General features: G+C 48.5%; 18 protein-coding genes and 1 tRNA gene. 15 read left to right on the plus strand and 4 right to left on the minus strand.

The genetic code is table 11. From position 1 onward, the window contains the following. Nucleotides 1-142: 142 nt before the first annotated feature. From hpnD to apaG, 6 genes are all read left to right on the plus strand, one after another. A complete protein-coding gene (gene hpnD, locus O3682_RS06990) occupies nt 143-991 on the plus strand; it encodes a presqualene diphosphate synthase HpnD (protein ID WP_371509263.1) in 849 nt (282 codons plus the stop codon). After that, nucleotides 988-2,295, plus strand: a complete 1,308-nt coding sequence (hpnE, locus tag O3682_RS06995) for a hydroxysqualene dehydroxylase HpnE (RefSeq protein WP_371509265.1) — start codon at nt 988-990, stop codon at nt 2,293-2,295. The genes hpnD and hpnE overlap by 4 nt, the downstream gene beginning before the upstream one ends. A 95-nt stretch (nt 2,296-2,390) precedes the next feature. Then, nucleotides 2,391-3,110, plus strand: a complete 720-nt coding sequence (locus tag O3682_RS07000; RefSeq protein WP_003682583.1) for an SDR family oxidoreductase — start codon at nt 2,391-2,393, stop codon at nt 3,108-3,110. 187 nt (nt 3,111-3,297) lie between these two features. After that, complete coding sequence (gene thiL / locus O3682_RS07005; protein WP_371509266.1) at nt 3,298-4,254, plus strand: thiamine-phosphate kinase; 957 nt, start codon at nt 3,298-3,300, stop codon at nt 4,252-4,254. Then, the gene (locus O3682_RS07010; RefSeq protein ID WP_063068949.1) at nt 4,247-4,735 is read left to right on the plus strand and encodes a phosphatidylglycerophosphatase A family protein; all 489 of its coding nucleotides are present in this window, start codon (nt 4,247-4,249) and stop codon (nt 4,733-4,735) included. Before thiL ends, O3682_RS07010 begins: the two co-directional genes overlap by 8 nt. A 96-nt stretch (nt 4,736-4,831) precedes the next feature. Then, nucleotides 4,832-5,200 (plus strand): Co2+/Mg2+ efflux facilitator ApaG/CorD, encoded by a 369-nt coding sequence (gene apaG / locus O3682_RS07015; RefSeq protein ID WP_003682575.1) that lies wholly within the window; start codon nt 4,832-4,834, stop codon nt 5,198-5,200. 66 nt (nt 5,201-5,266) lie between these two features. Here the strand turns inward: apaG and O3682_RS07020 are convergent, their stop codons facing one another. Further along, on the minus strand, nt 5,267-5,563 hold the full coding sequence (locus O3682_RS07020; RefSeq protein ID WP_049323125.1) for a DUF2288 domain-containing protein: 297 nt from the start codon (nt 5,561-5,563) through the stop codon (nt 5,267-5,269). Nucleotides 5,564-5,833: 270 nt separating this feature from the next. On the opposite strand from O3682_RS07020, the gene O3682_RS07025 reads away from it, so the two are divergent. The 4 genes from O3682_RS07025 (at nt 5,834) to O3682_RS07040 (ending at nt 10,101) form a co-directional block, all read left to right on the plus strand. Continuing rightward, the gene (locus tag O3682_RS07025) at nt 5,834-6,559 is read left to right on the plus strand and encodes a metal ABC transporter ATP-binding protein (protein WP_371509370.1); all 726 of its coding nucleotides are present in this window, start codon (nt 5,834-5,836) and stop codon (nt 6,557-6,559) included. Between the two features lie 76 nt (nt 6,560-6,635). Then, nucleotides 6,636-7,511 (plus strand): metal ABC transporter permease, encoded by an 876-nt coding sequence (locus O3682_RS07030; protein ID WP_003685375.1) that lies wholly within the window; start codon nt 6,636-6,638, stop codon nt 7,509-7,511. Nucleotides 7,512-7,590: 79 nt separating this feature from the next. Further along, the gene (locus tag O3682_RS07035) at nt 7,591-8,496 is read left to right on the plus strand and encodes a metal ABC transporter solute-binding protein, Zn/Mn family (protein WP_371509269.1); all 906 of its coding nucleotides are present in this window, start codon (nt 7,591-7,593) and stop codon (nt 8,494-8,496) included. A 267-nt stretch (nt 8,497-8,763) separates the two neighbouring features. After that, nucleotides 8,764-10,101 carry a sodium-dependent transporter gene (locus O3682_RS07040; RefSeq protein ID WP_371509271.1) on the plus strand — a complete coding sequence of 446 codons (1,338 nt, stop codon included), beginning with the start codon at nt 8,764-8,766 and terminating at the stop codon, nt 10,099-10,101. Between the two features lie 127 nt (nt 10,102-10,228). Here the strand turns inward: O3682_RS07040 and O3682_RS07045 are convergent, their stop codons facing one another. Next, nucleotides 10,229-12,205 carry a TonB-dependent copper receptor gene (locus O3682_RS07045; RefSeq protein WP_371509273.1) on the minus strand — a complete coding sequence of 659 codons (1,977 nt, stop codon included), beginning with the start codon at nt 12,203-12,205 and terminating at the stop codon, nt 10,229-10,231. A 339-nt stretch (nt 12,206-12,544) separates the two neighbouring features. On the opposite strand from O3682_RS07045, the gene O3682_RS07050 reads away from it, so the two are divergent. Both O3682_RS07050 and O3682_RS07055 read left to right on the plus strand, forming a co-directional pair. Beyond that, nucleotides 12,545-13,318: a FadR/GntR family transcriptional regulator gene (locus O3682_RS07050; protein ID WP_049331101.1), complete on the plus strand. Its 774-nt coding sequence runs from the start codon at nt 12,545-12,547 to the stop codon at nt 13,316-13,318. A 109-nt stretch (nt 13,319-13,427) separates the two neighbouring features. Continuing rightward, nucleotides 13,428-14,621: an amino acid aminotransferase gene (locus O3682_RS07055; protein ID WP_371509274.1), complete on the plus strand. Its 1,194-nt coding sequence runs from the start codon at nt 13,428-13,430 to the stop codon at nt 14,619-14,621. Nucleotides 14,622-14,712: 91 nt separating this feature from the next. Here O3682_RS07055 and O3682_RS07060 read toward each other — a convergent pair. Further along, nucleotides 14,713-14,788, minus strand: a tRNA-Arg gene (locus O3682_RS07060). A 285-nt stretch (nt 14,789-15,073) separates the two neighbouring features. Between O3682_RS07060 and O3682_RS07065 the strand changes: the two genes are divergently transcribed. Further along, on the plus strand, nt 15,074-15,931 hold the full coding sequence (locus O3682_RS07065; RefSeq protein ID WP_371509276.1) for a c-type cytochrome: 858 nt from the start codon (nt 15,074-15,076) through the stop codon (nt 15,929-15,931). Between the two features lie 216 nt (nt 15,932-16,147). Further along, nucleotides 16,148-17,485 (plus strand): phosphoglucosamine mutase, encoded by a 1,338-nt coding sequence (gene glmM / locus O3682_RS07070; RefSeq protein ID WP_070589678.1) that lies wholly within the window; start codon nt 16,148-16,150, stop codon nt 17,483-17,485. Nucleotides 17,486-17,561: 76 nt separating this feature from the next. On the opposite strand, the gene lolA is transcribed toward glmM, so the two are convergent. Beyond that, entirely contained in the window at nt 17,562-18,182 is a 621-nt protein-coding gene (gene lolA, locus O3682_RS07075) for an outer membrane lipoprotein periplasmic chaperone LolA (RefSeq protein WP_293195830.1), read from the minus strand. 289 nt (nt 18,183-18,471) lie between these two features. On the opposite strand from lolA, the gene O3682_RS07080 reads away from it, so the two are divergent. Beyond that, a complete protein-coding gene (locus O3682_RS07080; protein WP_300480814.1) occupies nt 18,472-19,302 on the plus strand; it encodes a ferritin-like domain-containing protein in 831 nt (276 codons plus the stop codon). Nucleotides 19,303-19,310 lie beyond the last annotated feature (8 nt).

Below are 19,310 nucleotides of genomic sequence, written 5' to 3' on the forward strand. Positions count from 1 at the left end.
AGGATATAGGCCGTCTGAAAGATACTTAAGATCAGCTTTCAGACGGCCTTGTTGTAAGATGAATTTTTGATATTGGCGTACTTTTTTAAATACAGATAAAATCCCTGTTAATTATTTATAACGATATTTTTTAGGATACACAGTGCTTGCTTTGGATTATTGTCATCAAAAGGCTGCAGAAAGCCATTCCAGTTTTTTATCCGGCTTTCGTTTTTTATCGGTAGAAAAACGGAATGCGATCACTGTTTTATACGCTTTTTGTCGCGAACTAGATGATGTGGTTGATGGCTGTACCGATCCAAATGTAGCTCAGATAACGTTGAACTGGTGGCGTAGTGATTTGGAGAAAGTATTTAATAATGAGATGCCTGAGCATCCCGTTCATCAAGCTTTAAAAGATATTCGGGCAAATTTTGACTTGCCGAAGAATGAATTTGAAGCTTTGATTGATGGCATGCAGATGGATTTGGAGCAGGCTCGTTATGGTAGTTTTGATGAATTAAAGCTGTATTGCCACCGTGTTGCAGGGGTAGTGGGTTGTCTTATTGCGCGGATTTTAGGTTTTTCCAATCCGAAAACTTTGGAATATGCGGACAAAATGGGGTTGGCTTTGCAGTTGACGAACATTATTCGCGATGTGGGCGAAGATGAGCGGCAGGGAAGAATTTATCTGCCGATAGAGGAAATGCAGGAGTTTGACGTACCTGCCAATGTAATCATGCAGTGCAAACCGACAGATAATTTTGCAAAATTGATGCAATTTCAAGTGAATAGGGCGCGTGAAACTTATCGTGAAGCGATGTTGCTTTTGCCGGCTGAGGATAAGAAATCGCAAAAAGTCGGCCTGATTATGGCGGCTATTTATTATGCGTTGTTGAATGAAATCGACCGTGATGGTGCGCAAAATGTTTTGACTTATAAAATTGTGATTCCTTCTCCCCGTAAAAAACGTATTGCTTTGAAAACTTGGCTGTTTGGATTTAAACCATGAATACTAAGCGTCCAAAAATTGCTGTGATTGGTGCCGGTTGGGCAGGTTTGTCTGCGGCGGTTTCCCTGATTCATCGAGCTGATATTTCTTTGTTTGAGGCCGGGAGACAGGCTGGCGGTAGGGCGCGTGCCATAGCAGGGAAAGATGATGGATTCAGCTTTTTGGATAATGGGCAGCATATCTTGTTGGGTGCGTATCATGGTGTTCAAACTTTGATGCAACATATTGGCGTTCAACCTGAATCAGCCTTTTTACGCCAGCCTTTGAGATGGTACATCCATGAAGGATTACAGTTTCAGACGGCCTCTCTGCCTGCGCCTTGGCATTTGCTTGTCGGCATACTGCGTGCGAAAAATCTTTCTTTTTCACTGAAAATCAAATTGCTGTCGGATATGTCGGCATTGCAGCGGTGGGCAGCTCATCATAAAACCGATTTGACGGTTGCGAAGTGGTTGAGAACACGAAATGTTCCTCGCAGCTTACTTGGCCAATTTTGGCAACCTTTGGTTTGGGGTGCGTTAAATACGCCGTTAGAACAGGCATCGTTGCGCATTTTATGTAATGTATTGAATGATGGCGTGTGGTCTGAAAAGGCGAACAGCGATTATCTTTTGCCTAAGCAGGATTTAGGGCGGATCGTAGCCGAACCGGCTTTGGATTTTCTACACAAACATGGTGCAAAGATACATCTTGAAACTCGTATTTCACATTTAAACCATCATATTGATGGCCGAATTGAAATCAATGGTGAAGTATTTGATGCGGTGATTTTGGCTGTTGCGCCATATCATGTTGACACACTTCTGCCTGAAGATACACCTGACTATATTCAGACGGCCTATCAATCGTTGCACTATCATGCGATTACCACGGTTTATTTGCGTTATGCCCAAGCAGTCAAACTGCCTGCGCCTTTAACCGGATTTTATGATGGTACGGCGCAATGGGTGCTGCATCGGGGGGCGTTGGGTTTACCGGATAATGAAGTCGCGGTTGTCATCAGCGTTTCCGATTGCACCGAGGCTTGGAAGGATAAAGATTTAGCCGAGAAAATTCATGCGGACATTAAGCGGGTTTGTCCGGATTTGAATAAACCCGAAGCCGTACGCATTATTACGGAAAAACGCGCGACTACGGCGGCAACGGTTGATTTTGTACAACCTGATTTCTCATGGTTGCACCATCGCCGTATTTATCCGGCCGGCGACTATCTCCATCCGTGCTATCCGGCAACATTGGAGGCTGCGGTTCAGTCTGGCTTTGCAGCGGCTGAAAAGCTTATGCTGGATTTGCAGGTTGAATAAACTGAGGCCGTCTGAAAGTTCAGACGGCCTTTTTGACTTTACAAAACTTACCAAGCCGATACAATATCCGAAACCATAAAGTTCAAGGAAAAGTCATGACGACATTAGCGAACAAAACCATCTTGATTACCGGCGCATCCCAAGGCTTGGGCGAGCAGGTTGCCAAAGCCTATGCGGCTGCCGGAGCAACTGTCATTTTGGTGGCGCGTCATCAAAAGCGTTTGGAAAAAGTATATGATGCCATTGTGGCTGCCGGCAGCCCTGAGCCGTTTGCCATCTGCTTTGATTTGATGAGCGCGGAGGAGAAAGAGTTTAAGCAATTCGCGGAAACTATTGATGAAGCAACCGGCGGAAAATTGGATGGCGTGGTGCATTGTGCCAGTTATTTCTATGCCTTGTCGCCATTGGACTTCCAAACCGTATCGGAATGGGTCAACCAATACCGCATCAATACCGTTGCGCCTATGGGCTTGACCCGTGCGCTGTTTCCATTGTTGAAGCAATCCGAAGATGCTTCTGTGATTTTTGTCGGCGAAAGCCATGGCGAGAAACCGCAAGCCTATTGGGGCGGTTTCGGTGCTTCTAAAGCCGCGCTCAATTATTTGTGTAAAGTGGCCGCGGATGAGTGGGAACGTTTTGACAACCTGCGTGCCAATGTTTTGGTGCCGGGTGCCATCAATTCGCCGCAACGTATTAAATCTCATCCGGGCGAATCGAAAAGCGAACGTAAAAACTACGAAGATGTCCTGCCGCAATTTATTTGGTGGGCAAGTCAAGAGAGTAGGGGGCGGACAGGCGAAATCGTCTATCTGTAAATCTACCTACTCAGAGTGGTTTGAAAACATGAGGCCGTCTGAAATCTGTATTTTCAGACGGCCTTTAACTTATTGAGTTTTATATCTAAATAATATGGAAGTTTGATGTTTGACGTGTTAATAGGCACTCATCAGGCTGGCACAAAATTAGGTATAGTAATCTAAGTTATAGTTATATTGGATAAATATGACGGAATTTGACTTTATCAGACAATATTTGCAGCGACAAAAATCGGAAGGTCTGATTTTGGGCATAGGGGACGATGCCGCTATTATTCGCCCAAGTAACGGATTTGATTTATGTTTTAGCGCTGATATGTTGGTCAAAGGCAGACATTTTTTTGAAGATGTTTCGCCTGAAGATTTGGCATGGAAAATGCTTGCAGTAAATTTATCCGATATGGCCGCAATGGGTGCCAAGCCACGTTGGGTGTTGCTCAGTGCTGCCTTGCCTGAATTGAATCAAGACTGGCTCAAACGTTTTTGCGATAGCTTTTTTGCTTTGGCCGCGCGTTTTGATACGGTGTTGATTGGTGGCGATACCACTAAAGGCGATTTGGTCTTTAATGTAACGATAGTAGGTGAAGTTCCGACAGGGCGTGCCCTGCGGCGTGATGCGGCTGAAGTCGGCGACGATATTTGGGTATCGGGTCACTTAGGTTTGGCTGCCGCTGCTTTGAACAAACATCTGGGACATTATCCATTGCCGTCTGAAATCATGGTGGTTTGCGATGATAAATTGCTCCGTCCGGAGCCGCGCGTTTCATTGGGTCAGGCATTGCTGCCGTTTGCCCATGCCGCGCAAGATGTTTCAGACGGCCTGGCTCAAGATGTGGGGCATATTTTAAAAGCTTCTGCTGTCGGGGCGGAAATATTTGCCGATTGTGTGCCGTCGTTGCCTGAATTGAAAAACGTTTTGTCGCGTGAGCAATGGTTGTCGGCGGTATTGGCCGGTGGCGATGATTACGAACTGATTTTTACCGCTGCTCCAGAAGACAGGGAACGCGTTTGTCAGGCAGCGGAACAAAGTGGCGTACCGGTCGCCCGAATTGGTAAAATTACTGACTCAGGCCGTCTGAATATTTTGGATGCCGAAGACGGCGTATTGGAACTGACTTCTTTAGGATTTGATCATTTTGGCTGAACGTAAACCTACTTTTTCTTGGCTGTTGCACAAACCATTGTGTTTTTTAGGATTCGGTTTCGGCAGCGGCTTGTCGCCGGTTGCGCCGGGTACGGCCGGAACGCTGGCCGCGTTACCTTTGGCTTTTGTATTGTGCCTGTTGGGCATAGACGGCTGGATATTGCTTTTATTGTGTATCGCCTTGTTTTTCTGGGGTATCCGCATTTGCGGTTATACCGAGAGGGAACTGGGCATTCAGGATTACGGCGGTATCGTTTGGGATGAAATTGTCGCGATGCTGCTGGTGCTGTCGCTGATTCCGTTTAAATGGAGCTGGTGGCTGGCGGCTTTTGTTATTTTCCGCTTGTTTGATGCGTTGAAACCATGGCCGATCAAATGGTTTGACCGGCGGATTCATGGAGGTTTAGGCATTATGCTTGATGATTTGATTGCGGCTGCGATGACCTTGATGGTCTTGGGCCTGTTTTATTGGATCGCGTGATGCATTTTAAGTGTTTCGACCCTTTGCAAAAATAGGGCGGGCACGCCGGAATTATCCGGATTGAAATAAAATAAATACCATACGGGGTAAACAATTATGAATGAAATCGAGATTAACGTGGAGCCGCGTTATATGGCCGGTCAGAGCGACGTCTATCGCGATCGCTACGCCTTCAATTATCTGATTACCATCTGCAACCGCAGTGATGAAATCATTACTTTGCGTCAGCGTTTTTGGGAAATCACCGACGGACACGGTGAGACAGAGCAGGTCGGTCATGCCGGCCTGATTGAAGAGCAACCTGTTTTGTACCCGGGTGAAGCCTATGAGTACAACAGCGGTTCGCAAATCAGCACGCCTTGGGGCAGTATCGAAGGCGCGTATGAGTTTGAAGACAGCATCGGCAAACGTTTCGTTATCGGGGTGCCGAAGCTTGAATTCAAAGCTGGCTTTACTTTGCAATAGGCCGTCTGAAAAATGAAAAACCGGAACATGGGAAATGTTCCGGTTTTGTTTTTTCAGACGGCCTTATCAGTCTTTGCAGGGCTGTACCAATACCCACGGCGCCACGACAACCGCCCACATTTCTTGCTTATCCGCTAAAAATGTGCGCGCCATATCATCGCTGACGGCACCGAATTTGCCTTGTTCCATCCATTGTTTCAATGGTGCGGCTTCATCTTCGGCAACATGGCGGGCGACGGCAATCAAATCCAAATCAGGCGCAACATAGACGGCGGCACCGCGTGCAAAGTGGGGTTGCAGCTCTTCCCATGAGATGCGGGCGGTTTCGGTATTGAGTTTTTCGTTTAAGAGTGGAATAGACATAGGACAATCATCAAATAAAAAATGGATTGTAACCGATATTCGGCCTTTTGCTCGATGCCGTCTGAAAACGAAAGAAATTTACAGGGTTAACGTTATACAGTATCATTTTAATGTTTTAATTTTCTTTCAGACGGCCTGTTGTCCGTATTCGGACAAGGGCGGTTTTAGGCTTATGAATTCTGTATTGTTGACCGGATTGCTGCAAAGGCTGCTGATTGCGCTTGTCGCATTGGCGGCGTTGTGGGCTGTATATTTTTGGGCGGTATCGCCATGAGTATCGTGGTGGAGAATCTGACGGTCAGCTATCAGCGCAGGCCGGTGGTGCATCATGTCGATATGGTGTTTGAAGATGGCAAGATGTGGACGATTTTCGGGCCGAACGGCGCGGGTAAATCGACTTTGCTCAAAGCCATTATGGGCTTGCAGAAGACGGACACGGGCAGCGTGCGCTATGAAAATATGGCGCGCAAGGATATTGCCTATCTGCCGCAGCAGTCGGACATTGACCGCAGCCAGCCGATGACGGTGTTTGAACTGGCGGCGATGGGGCTGTGGTATGAAATCAGATTTTTCGGACGCGTGAACGCGGAGCAGAAAAAGCGCGTGATGGCGGCGTTGGAACGCGTGGAAATGCAGGATTTTGCCACGCGCCAAATTGCGCACTTGTCTAATGGCCAGTTCCAACGCGTATTATTCGCGCGGATGCTGGTGCAGGATGCCAAATTTTTGCTGCTGGATGAACCGTTTAACGCGGTGGACGCGCGGACGACTTATGCGCTGTTGGAAGTTTTGCGCCAATGCCATCAGGACGGTCAGGCGGTAATTGCCGTGTTGCATGATTACGAGCAGGTGAGGGCATATTTTGCCAACACACTGCTTTTGGCGCGTGAAAAAGTGACTGCCGGTGCGACGGAAAATGTGTTGACCGATGAATTTTTGGCACAGGCAAACCGAATGATGCAGAAACAGGAAGCGGCCGATTGGTGCGCGGTTTAATGGACAAGGCCGTCTGAAAGTAAGTATTTTTCAGACGGCCTCAGGCTTTCAGAGATTAATAAAAAAGCGATAAAACATGGATTTATATGATTTGGTCGTCGCGCCGTTTGCCGAATTTGACTTTATGCGCTATGCCCTAGCGTCGATTTTCTGCCTGGCATTGAGCGCGGCTCCTGTCGGTGTGTTTTTGGTAATGCGCCGTATGAGTTTGGTGGGCGACGCCTTGAGCCATGCGGTTTTGCCCGGTGCGGCCATTGGCTATATGTTTGCTGGTTTGAGTTTGCCTGCGATGAGTGTCGGCGGTTTTGCGGCCGGTTTGCTGATGGCTTTGTTGGCTGGTTTGGTCAGCCGGTTTACTTCATTGAAAGAAGATGCGAACTTTGCCGCATTTTATTTGAGCAGCCTCGCCATCGGCGTGGTTTTGGTCAGCAAAAACGGCAGCAGCGTCGATTTGCTGCATTTGCTGTTTGGCTCGGTGTTGGCGGTCGATATTCCGGCTTTGCAGCTGATTGCCGTTTCCGCGAGTGTCACTATTTTGCTGATGGCTGTGATGTTCCGCCCGCTGGTGTTGGAAAGCATAGACCCTTTATTCCTCAAGGCTGTCGGCGGTAAGGGCGGCTTTTGGCATGTGTTGTTTTTGGTGCTGGTCGTGATGAATTTGGTTGCCGGTTTTCAGGCATTGGGTACGCTGATGTCGGTCGGCTTAATGATGTTGCCGGCGATTACCGCCAGACTGTGGGCAAAAAGCATGGGTTGGCTGATGATTTTGTCTGTCGCATTGGCTTTGCTTTGCGGCTTGGCAGGACTGTTGTTTTCCTATCATATCGAAATCCCGTCCGGCCCGGCGATTATTTTATGCTGCGGCACGCTTTACCTGATTTCCGTCGTGTTCGGTTGGGAAGGCGGCATTTTGGCAAAATGGCTGCGCCGCAAGAAACACCGTACGGCATGATTTTTCAGACGGCCGCTTGAATAATCAGGCGGTCTGTTTTATGATGATGTTAATGTTACGTTATATCACTGGAGAGAATATGAAACATTGGAAACTCGGCATCGTTGCCGCATTATTGACCGGTGCCGCTTATGCCGCTCCGCTGCCTGTTGTCACCAGCTTCAGTATTTTGGGCGACGTGGCCAAACAGATTGGTGGTGACCGTGTGGCCGTTCAAAGCTTGGTGGGCCCCAACCAAGACAGCCATGCCTACCACATGACCAGTGGCGACATCAAAAAAATCCGCAGTGCCAAATTGGTATTGCTTAACGGTTTGGGCTTGGAAGCCGCCGATGTACAGCGTGCAGTCAAACAGAGTAAAGTTCCTTTCGCCGAAGCGACCAAAGGCATTCAGGCTTTGAAAGCAGAAGAGGGCGGCCATCATCATGACCACGATCATGAAGGCCATCATCACGATCACGGCGAGTTTGACCCGCACGTTTGGACCGATCCCGTCCTGATGGGCACTTATGCGCAAAACGTTGCCAATGCTTTGATTCAAGCCGACCCTGAAGGCAAAACCTACTATCAGCAACGTTTGGGCAACTATCAAATGCAGCTGAAAAAACTGCACAGTGATGCGCAGGTTGCCTTTAATGCCGTACCTGCCGCCAAGCGTAAAGTCTTGACCGGACACGATGCGTTCTCTTACATGGGCAAACGCTACAATATTGAATTCATCGCCCCTCAAGGCGTGAGCAGCGAAGCCGAGCCGTCTGCCAAACAAGTGGCTTCCATCATCCGCCAAATCAAACGCGAGGGCATTAAAGCCGTCTTTACTGAAAACATCAAAGACACGCGCATGATTGACCGTATTGCCAAAGAAACCGGCGTCAATGTCAGCGGACGTTTGTATTCCGATGCATTGGGTGGCGCACCGGCCAACAGCTATATCGGCATGTACCGCTACAATGTCAAAGTTATGACCGATGCCATGAAAAAATAAAGCGGCTTAAGGATAAAGGCCGTCTGAAACCTTAAAAACAAGGTTTCAGACGGCCTTTTATATGCTTATTTTTAAAATAAACCGTCAAATTTAGAATATAAAAATAAAATTTATGCTATTGAAAGTTTAATTATCAAAAATTCATGCCAATTTGCTTGGTAAGTACGCACCATCCGTGCGAATTACTTATCGACTGTCTGCCAGCCACTCACGACTTGACTTCACCCTGTTACAATTCGGCATCTTCACGTTTCTTAATATTACATCATGAGCAACCATTCATCTTGGTCATCTAAAATCGGCTTTGTGCTTGCGGCGGCAGGCTCGGCCATCGGTTTGGGTGCAATTTGGAAATTTCCTTATACAGCCGGTACCAACGGCGGCGCCGTATTCTTTCTTTTATTTTTGATTTTCACTATTTTGGTAGCCTTGCCGGTTCAATTGGCCGAGTTTTACATCGGCCGTACGGGCGGTAAAAACGCCATTGATTCCTTTAAAGTATTACGTCCGGGTTCGCAGTGGCCATGGGTTGGCCGCATGGGTGTGGCCGCGTGTTTTATTTTGCTGTCGTTTTACAGCGTGGTCGGCGGCTGGGTATTGAACTACGTCGTGCACAGCTTTACCGGCGAAATTCATACCGGTGCAGACTTTGAAGCTTTGTTCGGCAAAACGATTTCTTCGCCGTTTGGTTCGCTGTTTTACCAAGGCTTGTTCATGCTGATTACCATTTGGGTGGTCAAAGGCGGCGTTTCAGACGGCATTGAAAAGGCAAACCGCGTGTTGATGCCGGGTTTGTTTATCCTCTTTATCGCTCTGGCTATCCGTTCGCTGACCTTGCCCGGTGCAATGGAGGGCGTGGCATTCTTGTTGAAACCGGATTGGTCGTATTTGAAACCCGGCACGATGCTGACTGCTTTGGGGCAGGCGTTTTTTGCTTTGAGTATCGGCGTGTCCGCGATGATTACCTATGCCTCGTATTTGGGTAAGGATCAGGATATGTTCCGTTCCGGCCATATGATTATGTGGATGAACCTGTTTGTGTCGCTGCTGGCCGGTTTGGTGATTTTCCCTGCGGTATTTGCCTTCGGTTTTGAACCCGGTCAAGGCCCTGGTTTGATTTTTGTCGTGTTGCCTGCGGTCTTTATGAAGATGCCGATGGGTACATATTTGTTTGCCGTGTTTATGCTGTTGGTTGTCTTTGCGACGCTGACTTCCGCGTTTTCCATGCTGGAAACCGTTATCGCGGCAACCATCCGCCAAGACGAGAAAAAGCGCAGCAGCCACGCTTGGGTAACCGGCATTGCGATTTTCATAGTCGGTATTCCTTCGGCGCTGTCATTTGGCGTTTGGGGCGAATTTAAGATTTTCGGCAAAACCATTTTTGATTTGTGGGACTTCATCATTTCCGCCGTCATCATGCCGATTGGCGCATTGAGCGTTGCCGTGTTTACGTCATGGGTTCAGGACAAACAGTCTGTCCTGCGCGATGCGGGCATGGGCAGCACCATTCCGAAACAGCTGCTTTACCTGTGGCTGGGTGTGCTGCGCTATCTTGCGCCAATTGCGATTATTGTGGTGTTCATCAACTCTTTGGGTTTGATTTAATCCGATAGTGAGCAAACAGTCCGGCGTTGCACTGCTTCGCCGGACTGTTTGTTTAAAAACATCATTAAAAATATTAAGGCCGTCTGAAAAATTTTCAGACGGCCTTTTTATAGATGCGCGAGGTTGATTAGAACTTCGCTTGCAGTCTCAGCCATGCAGTACGGCCGGGTTCGTTCACGCGCATGGTTTGTGTACCGGCAGACGGGTCGCCGCCACGGCTGACGAATTCAGCATAGGTTTTGTTGAACACGTTGTCCACGCCGCCTTGCAATGTGGCGTATTTGCTGAATTTCCAACCGGCGTTAAGCGAGAGTACGCCAAAGCCTGAAGAAGCGCCGATGTCTTGGCCGACGATATTGCCTTGGCCTTTGCTGTAACGGTTTTGTTTGGCCACGACGCGCCATAATGCGCCCGCGCTGAATTTGCCGTTGTCAAAGGCGAGGGTGTTGTTCCACTCGAGCGGTGGCGTTTGTGCCAAAGGTTTGCCGTCGGTACGGTTTTTGCCGTGGGTGTAGGCGAGGCTGGTGCCGACTTCCCAGTTAGGCGCAAATGTCCATTTGACTTCGGCTTCGCCGCCAAAGCGTGAAGCGTTGATGTTGCGTACGTTGAAATCCATGCCTTGGCGCTCCATCATGATGAAGTCTTTGATGTTACTGCCGAATACGGATACAGATGCGTGGAGGTTAGGACGTTTCCAGATTACACCAGCATCGATTTGGCGGTTTTGCTCTGCGCGGATGGCTTTGTTTTCGGAGCGCAGGCGTTCCCAGTAGTCAGGCGCACGTTCGGCAATACCGAAGCCGGCATAGTATTTCAGGCCGTTGTCCGTATTTCTTTCCCAACGCAGGAAGCCTGAGTTCAAATTGAATTTTTGATGTTTCAAAACGGGGTCGGTCACGCGCGCGGTATCGTAATGCGCTTTGACTTGGTCATGGCGCAAACCTGCTACCCAGCGTTGATTGTTGGTTTGCTGCCAAGAGGCTTCGGTGAAAATACCCCATTGTTTGAAACTTTGGTTGGGCATATAAGGCTTGTGGCTGTAGCCGTCGCCGCCACGCTCATGACGCGCGACGTGGACGTCATCCAAATAATCCAAACCGATTTGCAGGTTGAGCTTGTCCCAGTCGAAAGTGGCTTTCAGACGGCCTGTATCGGTATTGCGTTTAGGGTTGTTGGCATTTTTAATCTGCTTGCCGGCAGGATTGTAGATGGTACGCAGGCTGTATGTGTCCATCACGTGGTCGATTTCGCTTTTACCGTAGCGCAGTTCCAATTCGCTGAACCATGGTGTGAGGTTGCGTTGGGTGAAACGGATATTCCACGCATCACGGTCGAATTTGCTGCCGTCCATCATGCGGTCGGCGTAGGCAACCTTGGCTCTGCTGCGCTCGTATGTGCCGGCAATGGTGGTGTTTTCTGTCGGAGTAACACCCAGTTGCAACATTTGGCTGTCGCGTTTGAAGTGGGAGTGAATGCGGTTGCCGTCGCCGTCTTTGTAATCGTCGGCTTCGTTATGGGAGATATTGGTACGGACATAGCCGTATTTGCCGCCGAACTCGGCTTCCAGCGAGCCGTCAAGGCGGTCGTTGCTGCCCGCCGTCAGGGTGGCGTTGATGTTGTAAGGTTTTTCAGTGAAATCAGGATCTTTACGGATAAATTGCACCGAGCCGCTGACCAAGCCCATACCTTGGGTAACGGTTTGCGGGCCTTTGGTAACCACGACTTTGTCAAATGAATTTGGGTGGATATAGGCGGTCGGCGGGTCCATGCGCATACCGCAACCGCCATAAATAAACTGGTCGTCGGCATTGACGGAGAGGCGCGAGCCACCCAAGCCACGGAACAGCGGATCGCCCGAGCTGCCGCCTTTGCGGATGATGCTCATGTTGGGCACGGATTGTAAAAGGTCTGCCCCGTCTCCGGCAGGGAGGGGTTGCAAAGCAGCTTTGGGGTTGAAAGTAACGCGATTGGCTTTTTCTTGTTGTGTGCCGGTGACGGTGACAGGGGAAAGGGTAACCGTTTCTTCAGGTGTAGGATCGGTATCTGCCCATGCTTGGGATACGGCTAAGGCAATGGGTAAGATAAGTAATGGTGGGTATTTCATATCGTTTCTCTCTATTATTAGGAATTATGTTAACTAATACCGAAGTATTATACATAAAGTCTAGTAAAATAGAAGCAGTGGGATTTTAATCTAAATCAATATTTTCAGATTTTGGGCGCATAGGTTGTTTATTAAGATTGGTCATACCAAAATATTGATTTGAAGGCATTGGTGAGGTTACTTGATAAAAATGAATGTGTTTGAATTAAACTGCTTGCGATGGGGAGAATGGCATTCCTTGACGAAAAAATAGGGGATTGATTAGAATGAGCGGCCAATTGGTCAATCCAATTTATGGCCGTTTGAATACAACTGTCCTTCAATCATCAGGAATACAACATGACGAAATTGGTTCGTCCGCAAAAAATCAGCGATCAGGTTTTAGCCGTTTTGGAAGAACGTATCGCGACCGGCATTTATGAAGAAGGCAGTAAATTGCCTCCCGAACGTACGCTTGCGGAAGAATTCGGCGTATCGCGTCCGTCAGTCAGGGTGGCATTGAATATCTTGATTGCCAAGCAGGTTTTGGAAGCGCGGCAGGGCGATGGCTATTATGTTTCTGTCAAGCCGCAGCAGGATTTTTTGCAAAGCTGGCAGGAGTTGCTCGGCAAACATACCAATTGGGAAACAGACGTATTCGATTTCAGTTGTCACGTTGAAGGCTGTATGGCGGCGCTGGCCGCCGAAAGACGGACTGACGCCGATTTGAAACGCATTGACTTCTGGCGGCAGAAGTTTGAAACGGCCTGTGAAAGCGGAAATTTGGAGCATCAAGCCGAGGCAGACGTCAGTTTCCATCAAACTATTGCTGATGCCGCACACAATATCCTATTCAGTCATCTTTCCAGTAGCCTGCTCAAAATGCTTTATCAGCAAACACGTAGCGGCATTATCTATATCCATCAAACCGAAGACCCGCGCCCGACGCTGATTGCCCAGCACCGCGCTATTTTTGAAGCCATTGCCCAGGCCAAACCGGCCGAGGCGGCGGAAGCGGCTAAACTGCATTTAAATTATGTCGCCCGCCGCATTTTGCAGGACAGGGAATATCAAAGCCGCAGCGAGCATGCGGATGTATTGGCACAAAATGATTTGAAACGGGTAGATTGGTAGCGTTTAAAAATAATCAGGCCGTCTGAATTTTTCAGACGGCCTGATTTTGCAAATAAGCCCTTTTAGTGCCACAATCTTCATCATTCTGTCTGAAAACAAAGGAAGCACCATGTACCGTCATGTCGAGTATTATCCGGGCGACCCGATTTTGAGTTTGGTTGAAACCTTCAAACGCGACGAGCGTCCTGAAAAAGTCAATTTGAGCATAGGCATTTATTTTGATGACGAAGGCAAAATGCCGGTTTTGGAATCTGTCCGCCGGGCAGAAGCAGAGCGTGCGGCTGTACCGCGACCCTCTCCTTATCTGCCAATGGAAGGTTTGGACACTTACCGAAGCGCGGTCCAGCGTTTGCTGTTTGGGCAGGATAATCAGGCGCTGGTAGAAGGGCGCGTTGCAACCATACAGACTTTGGGCGGTTCGGGGGCGTTGAAAGTCGGTGCCGACTTTTTGCACCGTTGGTTCCCTGAAGCGAAAGCCTATGTCAGCGACCCGACTTGGGACAACCATAAAGGTATTTTTGAAGGTGCCGGTTTTGAAGTGGGGACGTATCCTTATTACAACCCTGAAATCGTCGGCGTGAAATTTGAAGAAATGACTGCATTTTTCAAAACATTGCCGGAAAACAGCGTCTTGATTTTGCATCCATGCTGTCAAAACCCGACCGGCGTAGATATGTCACAAGCGCAATGGGATGAGGTGTTGGACATCATCAAAACGCACAAGCTGATTCCGTTTATGGATATTGCCTATCAAGGTTTCGGCGAGGATTTGGACAACGATGCCTATGCAATCCGTAAAGCCGTCGAAATGGGCCTGCCTTTGTTTGTCAGCAACTCTTTCTCGAAAAACCTGTCGCTGTACGGCGAGCGTGTCGGCGGTTTGAGCGTAGTGTGTCCCAATAAGGAAGAAGCAGAGCTGGTGTTCGGACAGTTGAAATTTACCGTCCGCCGTATTTATTCCAGTCCTGCCGCACATGGCGCATACATCGCTTCTGATGTGATGAACAGCGAGGAGCTGCGCGCTTTGTGGGAAAACGAGGTTTACGCCATGCGCGACCGCATCCGTGCCATGCGTCAGAAGCTTTATGATGTTTTAACGGCCAAAATCCCCAATCGCGATTTCAGCTATTTCATCAAACAGCGCGGCATGTTCAGCTATACAGGCCTGACCGTAGAGCAGGTACACCGCCTGCGTGACGAGTTTGCCGTTTATCTGCTTGATTCAGGCAGGATGTGTGTGGCCGGTTTGAATGCATCGAATATCGATTATGTGGCCGAGGCATTTGCCAAAGTGTTGCAATAGCCATGCAATCTGAAATTGAATGTAGTTTTATTTGAAGTAAATCAAAAGGCCGTCTGAAAAATTTTCATCTTTCAGACGGCCTCTTTATAATTGGCGCACCCAACAGGGATCGAACCTGTGACCTCCAGCTTCGGAAACTGACACTCTTCCAACTGAGCTATGGGTGCGGAAGCCGTAAGGTTAACGCATATTGGCTTCATTGGCAAAGTTTATCTTGAAAGTGTCTGAAAGTGGTATTGGCGGTCACTTTTTTGCATGGCTGGAATAATCAATTAACTACAAAGGCTTAGCAGAATTTAGATGGCCTTTTGAGGATTTTTGCGTATCTTTTTCTCAAGATGGATTGGAAAGCCTTTGCGAATTCAGTATAATCCAGCAAAATATTGTTAACTGCGTTTAACACATAAACTATAACTTACAGCACAACCTAACCTAACGGCGAGGCCTACCAAATGAAACAACTCCGCGACCACAAAGCCCAAGGCTCTGCATTGTTCACCCTTGTGAGCGGTATCGTTATTGTTATTGCAGTGATTTTCTTCCTGATCAAATTGGCGGGAAGCGGTTCATTCGGCGATGTTGCCGAAACAACCGAAGCTGCAACTCAAACCCGTATCCAGCCAGTCGGCCAACTGAAATTGGGCGATGGTATTCCAGTCGGCGAGCGTCAAGGCGACCAGATTTTCAATAAAATCTGTATCCAATGTCACGCGGCGGACAGCATCGTTCCTAACGCGCCTAAATTTGAAAACAAAGGCGATTGGGCTCCTCGTATCGCCCAAGGCTTTGATACCTTGTTCCAACACGCTTTGAACGGTTTCAACGCAATGCCTGCCAAAGGCGGTGCGGCTGATTTGACCGACCAAGAATTGAAACGCGTGATTACTTATATGGCCAATAAAGCCGGCGGTACTTTCCCCGATCCTGATGCTGCGGCTCCTGCTGATGCAGCCGCTTCCGGTGAAGCTGCTTCAGCTCCAGCGACTGAGGGTGCGGCTCCTGCAGATGCTCCTAAAGCAGATGCGGCCAAAGCTGAAGACAAAGGCGCAGCTGCCGGTGGTGCAGACGGTAAAAAAGTTTACGAAGCCAGCTGTCAAGCATGTCACGGCGGTGCGGTTCCCGGTGTTCCTCATGTAGGCAAAAAAGAAGACTGGGCTCCTCGTATCAAACAAGGTAAAGACACCCTGCACAAACATGCAATCGAAGGCTTTAACGCAATGCCTGCCAAAGGCGGTAACGGCAGCCTGAGCGACGATGAAGTGAAAGCTGCAGTTGATTACATGGCTAATCAGTCTGGTGCTAAATTCTAAGATTTGATTTTGAATCTCGAATAGAAGGCGCATTCTGCAAAAGGATGCGCTTTTTTCGTGCAGGAAATCCGGATCTTGCTATAATACTGAAGTAGTAAATTATTCTCATGATCAAGGGTCGTCTGAAAGATTCAGACGGCCTTCGAATACAATCAAGTTTCTTTTAAAGAAGTTCAACAATATTCACATACGACAAAACAATCACGGAGTTATCTCATGGCAAAAAAATATTTCGGTACTGACGGTGTGCGCGGCGAAGTCGGTCAGTTTCCTATCAATCCTGATTTTGTCCTGAAATTAGGCTATGCGGCAGGTCAGGTTTTGGTGCAGCACGAAGGCGAAATCAAACCAACCGTCTTGATCGGTAAAGATACGCGTATTTCAGGCTATATGCTGGAGGCTGCGCTGATTGCCGGTTTTACCGCCGCCGGTGTCAATGTTATTCAAACCGGCCCTCTGCCGACTCCGGGCGTGGCGTATTTGACCCGTGCTTTGCGTTTGTCTGCCGGTGTGATGATTTCTGCTTCCCACAATGTTTATTCCGATAACGGCATTAAATTCTTTGCTGAAGGCGGTGTGAAGCTGAGCGATGAAATCGAGTTGGAAATCGAAGCCAAAATCGATGAGGAAATGAAAACCCAGCCATCCAGCCGTTTGGGCCGTGCGCGCAGGATTAATGGTGCGGATGACCGCTATATCGAGTTCTGTAAATCCACTTTCCCAAGCCATTTGGACTTGCGCGGTCTGAAATTGGTGGTCGATACCGCGAATGGTGCGGGCTATGCAGTTGCGCCTAAAGTATTCCACGAATTGGGTGCGCAAGTGGTCAGTATCGGTGATGAGCCAAACGGCTACAACATCAATGAGAAATGCGGTGCGACCCATCCGAAAGCTTTGCAAGCTGCCGTACTGCAAAATGAAGCCGATTACGGCATTGCCTTGGACGGCGATGGCGACCGTTTGATGATGGTTGACCGCAATGGCAAAGTGTATGACGGCGACAGCCTGATTTATGTGATTGCCAAAGCACGCGCGCACGAAGGCGTGGAAATCGGCGGTGTGGTGGGTACAGTGATGACCAATATGGCGATGGAAATTGCTTTGAAAGAGCAGGGCGTTGATTTCTGCCGTGCCAAAGTGGGCGACCGCTATGTGTTGGAACAGCTCCACCAACGCGGTTGGCTAATTGGCGGCGAAGCCAGCGGCCATATTTTGTGTATGGACAAACACAATACTGGTGACGGCATTATTTCCGCGCTGCAAGTTTTGGCGGCATTGCAAACCTTGAATCAAGACCTTGCCACCGTTTGCGCCGATTGGCAACCGTATCCGCAAACCATGATTAACGTCCGCATCAAAAAAGGTCAAAATTGGCAGGATGCTTCCAAAGAGGCTTTGGCTGAAGTAGAAAAAGAACTCGAAGGCAAAGGCCGCGTGGTCTTGCGCGCGTCCGGTACCGAGCCTGTCGTGCGCGTGATGGTGGAAGCCAAACAGGCAGACTGGGCGAAAAAAGGCGCAGAAAAAATTGCCGCCGCCATTCAAGGTCAAAAGTAACAGCGTGTTTGATTTTGAATTGAACTAAATAAAAGGCCGTCTGTTGTTCAGACGGCCTTTGTGTTTCATTAGAAGCTTAATTGCTCAAGACATCAACGCCTTTAGGAGGAGTGAATTTGAACATACCGCTGGAAAGGTTAGGCTTGGTGTTCAAGCCGCTGAAGTTGATGCTGGTTTGGTTGCCGAAGCTGTCTTTCAACTGCATGGCGGCGAGGTTGTCGCCTTTGAAGCCGATGCGGATGTATTGGTAGCCAGCGTTGTTTTTCTTAGGCGTAGCCAAAACGTAGTCGATACCGTTGGCAGAACCGTCTTCTTTCAGCGTGTAGCTGCTGTCCAATGCTGTTTTATTGGAGAGGATGGCAGCAGGGCTGTCGCCGATGGTTTGGTCTTGTGAGGACTTGGTTACTTGAGCCAAATCTACGTCATAGAGCCAAATGGTTTTGCCGTCGCCAACGATGGTTTGTTTGTAGGGTTTGGTGTATTCCCATTTGAACAAGCCCGGGCGCAGGATTTTGAATGTACCGTGTGTGGTTTGGGTTTTCTTTTTGCTGTGAACGGTTTGGCTGAAGTTGCCGCTGATACCGTCGGCGTCATTATTGAATTTTTTCAGGGCGTCCACTGCGCCGGCTTGTGCAAAGCCGATGGCTGAAGAAAGCAGCGCGGCAGCGGTTAGGGTGAACAGTCGGGTAGTTTTCATGTTTTGGTTCCTTGTTCGGAGAGATGGGTTCAGTATAGACGTTATGGTGTAACAGGCAAGGGGCTGAATGGAGGGTTTAATTTGTGTAAATATGAAAAATCCAATCAAGTGACTGAAATAATTTCATTTTTTCAGACGGCCTGCATTTGGTTTTGACGTTTTTTTAATGAAGCACACAAGGGTTTGGTGTGGTATTTAATGTCATTTTACGGAAAGCGTGAAATTATAGTCTTTCTGTTTGCTTTTTAAAACGGTTATAATATTTATCTTTTTAAAACAATGGTTTTGTATGTATCTGAATCCTTATCCTTTATTGGAACAGGCTTTGCTGTCGGACAATCCGGATGAAAAGGGAAGATTGACGCAGGCCTTGTTTGCGCAGTTGGGCGAGGCGGAAGGTTTGACGGTTGAGGAGTCAAAACCTGTGGATTGCCGTTTTGCCGGACATCCGTTGCGTCCACGTTTGGTTGCGCCTTCGGAGGTTACGCCGCGCAAGATGAATACGGTCGAAGGTTATGCGGCCATGTTGCATGCGATTGCGCATATTGAATTTAACGCGATTAATCTGGCTTTGGATGCGGCGTATCGTTTTCGCAATATGCCGTTTCAGTTTGTACGCGATTGGGTAAGGGTGGCGAAAGAGGAAGTGTTTCACTTCGGCTTGATGCGGGGCCGTCTGAACAGCTTGGGCTACGATTACGGCGACTTTGAGGCGCATGGGCATTTGTGGGATATGGCGTATAAAACCGCTTACGATCCCTTGTTGCGCATGGCTTTGGTGCCGCGGGTATTGGAAGCGCGCGGTTTGGATGTTACGCCGGGTATTCGTGCAAAAGTGGCGCAGCGTGGCGATGTGGAAACCTGCGATGTGTTGGATATTATTTATCGCGATGAAGTGGGGCATGTCGCCATTGGCAATCATTGGTATCAGCATCTTTGCCGTGAGCGCGGTTTGGAACCGGTTGCCTTGTTCCGCAGCCTGATTGCGCGTTACGATATGTTTATCTTCCGCGGCTACGTCAATATCGAAGCACGGGAACGTGCAGGATTCAGCCGTTTCGAGCTGGATATGTTGGAAGATTTTGAGAAAAGTTTGAAACAGGATAAAAAGGCCGTCTGAAACGGTAA

The organism is Neisseria sp. 27098_8_112, from assembly GCF_041433235.1.
Lineage (GTDB): Bacteria > Pseudomonadota > Gammaproteobacteria > Burkholderiales > Neisseriaceae > Neisseria.